At 41.1% G+C, this 4,387-nt stretch carries 2 protein-coding genes; both read right to left on the bottom strand.

All coding sequences use genetic code 11. From position 1 onward, the window contains the following. Nucleotides 1-62: 62 nt before the first annotated feature. A complete protein-coding gene (glgP, locus tag ACMJ0U_RS04800; protein ID WP_417128522.1) occupies nucleotides 63-2,630 on the bottom strand; it encodes an alpha-glucan family phosphorylase in 2,568 nt (855 codons plus the stop codon). A gap of 23 nt (nucleotides 2,631-2,653) precedes the next feature. Further along, nucleotides 2,654-4,327, bottom strand: coding sequence for a glycosyltransferase (locus ACMJ0U_RS04805; protein WP_417128524.1), 1,674 nt, complete (start codon nucleotides 4,325-4,327; stop codon nucleotides 2,654-2,656). Nucleotides 4,328-4,387 lie beyond the last annotated feature (60 nt).

Below are 4,387 nucleotides of genomic sequence, written 5' to 3' on the forward strand. Positions count from 1 at the left end.
TCCGAATATCAAAATTATCCGGAATGGCCTGTTTATATGATTATCTGAACAAACAGAGGTCTTTATTCATTAAACCAGCGTACATAACAGAAGTCCTGACGGTGAGGCAGCGCATCGTTCTTCGGGAACATACGGTAAGCAACCTTAAAGCTACCCGCATTTGACAAACCTGCAATCATTTCGAATGTAAACAAGTTGCCTTCACGTTTCACCATCTTCATCGGATTAACCGCATAAATGTATTCACGGCCTTCTGCATTGGTATAAGTAACCACCTGTTCGATACCAATTGCATCGTCCAGCCCCTTTTCATCTACCACGCAAGTAAGCTTGTAGTCTTTACCGCTTTCTACGTTACCATTGCACAAATCCTGGCACTTGTTGAATGAAACAACCTGGATTTCATCCCATTTAGCAGCTACTTCTTCCTTCCATGCAGCCGTCTTCTTCACTTGTTCGTAGTTATTTGCTTCGAGTGCATGGAAACGTTCAGCTTCTTTACCATAGAATTTCGTAAAGTAATCATCCAGCTGACGTTTCATAGTATAGTGAGGAGCAACCTGAGCGATAGAGTTCTTAATAGTCTTTATCCAGCCTTCAGAATATCCTTTCTTGTTTCTGGCATAATACAACGGCAGGATTTCTGTTTCCAGGATACTGTAGATAGTAGCAGCATCCAGCTGATCCTGGTGTTCCTGGTTCTGGTAAGTACGTTTTTCTGTCAATGCCCATCCCGCACCTTCACGGTAACCTTCCAGCCACCATCCGTCCAATACGGAGAAGTTAACCACACCGTTCATCAACGCTTTTTCACCGGATGTACCAGAAGCTTCCAACGGACGAGTCGGAGTGTTCATCCAAATATCTACACCAGATACCAGACGACGAGCCAGCTTCATATCATAGTTTTCCAGGAAGATAATCTTTCCTAAGAATTCCGGACGGTTAGAAATTTCTACAATCTTCTTGATTAGTCCCTGACCAGCACCATCGTGCGGATGAGCCTTACCGGCAAACAAGAACTGAACCGGATAGTCAGGATTATTTACAATCTTAGCCAAACGATCCAAGTCTGTGAACAACAGATGTGCACGCTTATAAGTCGCAAAACGACGGGCAAAACCAATCAGTAGAGCATTCGGGTTAATCTTATCCATCAAAGAAACCACGCGTGACGGGTCTCTCTGATTCTTCAACCATGTATCACGGAACTGATCGCGGATGTAGTTAATCAGTTTATTCTTCAAAGCCACACGAGTCTTCCAGATTTCTTCATCGGGTACATTGTAGATACGTTCCCAGATTTTCGGATTTGACTGGTCATGCATGAAGTTTTTGTCAAAGTATTTGTTATACAATGCTTTCCACTCAGAAGCACACCAAGTAGGGAAATGTACACCGTTAGTTACATAACCTACATGATTTTCTTCAGGGAAATAGCCTTTCCAAATACCAGAGAACATTTCCTGAGAAACTTTTCCATGCAACCAGCTTACACCGTTCACTTCCTGACAAGTATTGCAAGCAAATGTAGACATACAGAAGCGTTCGTTTGAATCACCCGGATTGATACGTCCCAAGTCCATCAAATCTTGCCAGCTGATACCCATACGCTGCGGATAACCGCCCATATATTTACCAAACAGGCCTTCATCAAAATAGTCATGTCCTGCCGGAACTGGAGTATGTACGGTATAAAGAGAAGAAGCACGAACCACTTCCAATGCTTCATCAAATGACATTCCACTTTCTACGTAGTCACACAGACGCTGTACATTACACAAAGCCGCATGTCCTTCGTTGCAATGATATACATCTTTCTTGATACCCAGTTTCTTCAGCAACAGCACACCACCGATACCCAGCAAGATTTCCTGTTTCAAGCGGTTTTCCCAGTCACCACCATACAACTGGTGAGTAATAGAACGGTCGAATTCGCTGTTCATTTCATTGTCTGTATCCAACAGATACAATGGCACACGACCTACATTAACTCTCCATACATATGCATGTACATAATAGTTCAAGTAAGGTACGTCCAGCACCATCGGCTGGTCATTTTCATCTTTCACACGTTCCAACGGAAGACTGCCAAAGTTCTGAGCTTCGTAGTTTGCAATTTGCTGACCATCCATTGAAAGGCTCTGTGTAAAGTAACCATAGCGATACAAGAAACCGATACCACACATGTCCACGTTACTATCTGAAGCTTCTTTCAAATAGTCACCAGCCAGAATACCCAAGCCACCGGAATAAATTTTCAGTACGTGGGTCAAACCGTATTCCATACAGAAATAGGCTACAGAAGGACGGTTTTTATCTGGCTCAACAGACATATATTCAGTAAATCTATCGTATATTGCATTGATTTTACCCAACATCTCCTTATCTACAGACAAAGCTTCCAGTTTCTCATAATTCAAACGTTCCAATAAAGCAACCGGGTTCTGTCCGACAGCGCGCCACAATTCCGGATCAAGTTCTCTAAACATTTCAGTTGCATCGTCATTCCATGCCCACCAAATGTTACGAGCCATCACTTCCAGCATCTTCAAAGACTCCGGAATGCGAGATTTCACATTAATTTCTCTCCACACAGGAGTATTAGCATAGTTTGTTTTGATTTTCATATTACTAATGTTTTACAAGTTCATTATAGTTTATAAGATCTGCAACGTTCTTTTGCATTACGCAATGCCACGTCATATGCTTCATAATAGTAGCGTATAAAATGTTTCCACAAAGCCTTTTCTGCAATGTCGGAAGCATTCTTACGAATTATCTGCACTTCTGTTTCAGGTAGTTTGGCAAATTCTGTAATCGTATCACGAATCACGTCTGCCACTTCCGAATAATTATAGTCCGTACGATGAATTACTTTCACACCTTCTTCCAACGTACCTGGATGCCCTTTCAAAGAGTTTACCCATAAACCGAATCCGGCCAAATCTGTTGTAATAGCCGGGACCTTGAATGCGACACTTTCCAACGGAGTATACCCCCATGGCTCATAATAAGATGGATAAACACTCAAGTCAGCTCCTATAATCAAATCGTAATAGGTTTCATTCAATATTCCGTCATTCCCATCCAAATAGCAAGGTACAAATATAACTTTCACCTTTGATTCAGGCGAATTAGACATGTTCAAGTATTTCAACATATCCAATACCTGGTCATGGCTCATATTGTGCAGCCAGTGAGTAATAAAAGGACATTCCAAAGGCGTATCATAATTTTCATCGCTTTCCAGACGCTGTTTCAAATCTTCCCGAGCATCACCTACCCATCCTGGAACATTTACAAAAGCCAGCACTTCACGATTCAGGCTTTTTTTACGTGTCAAACGGTTCAATGCTTCCAGATACACATTTATACCCTTGTTCTTAAATTCATAACGACCACTTGTTCCTACAATCAGTGTATCATCACTCAAATGAACACCTAGTAATTTATTAGCCATATTCAACAACAAGGCACGGGCATATTTTCTTTTCTTTTCGAATTCCTCTCCTTTGGGCACAAAATCATCTTCAAAACCATTCATCAAGACTACGTCAGCTTCTTTATCCAACAACTCTTTACATTCATTGTTGGTAATATCACTTACTGTCGTAAAACAATCCACATGATGAGCCGTCTGCTTTTCGATAGAATGTTTTGACTCCACATTCAACTCACGAGACATCTGGTCACCGTTGTAAGCAAACAAATAATCATAGAGAGGTTTATTATTTCCGGCAATGGAACGCCCGATAGTGGTAGCGTGCGTAGTAAAAATGGTCGCAATTTCCGGAACGTGTTTTTGCAAGTACAATGCACCAAGGCCTGTCATCCATTCATGAGCCTGATAGATAACCTTATCGCTCATTGTCAAGTTATAGCGATAAAAACTTTCAACTACTTTTCCCGCAGCATACGAGAACATAGAAGCTTCATCATAATCACCGTATGCATGCAAGGAGTCCACTTGAAAATCAATCCAAGCTTGAGTATATATCTCATTTTTTTCCTTATAGAAAGGAGTAAAATCGACCAAAATAGCTACCGGCTTACCTGGAATATTCCAACGCCCTATACGTACTTTTAAATCATCTTTCTTGATTGCATGCTCTCTCCATGCTTGAAGAAGTTTGGAATCTTCCACAAACAACGGATTTTCCTTACCCGACCAAAAATCCGGTCCTATAAAAAAAATTCGATCAGGGAAAGTGTTCTGCAAAGTCTTTGCTCTTGTAGACAATACAGTGTAGATGCCACCCACTTTATTACATACTTCCCAACTGGATTCGAAAATATAATCAGGTGTTAGTAACTGTTTCATCATCGTCTCATTAATATCTTCTAAATCAGCCGCGAATATACAAAAAATATTTAACCGGAAGAA

This window comes from Phocaeicola sp. (assembly GCF_048170425.1).
Taxonomy (GTDB): domain Bacteria; phylum Bacteroidota; class Bacteroidia; order Bacteroidales; family Bacteroidaceae; genus Phocaeicola.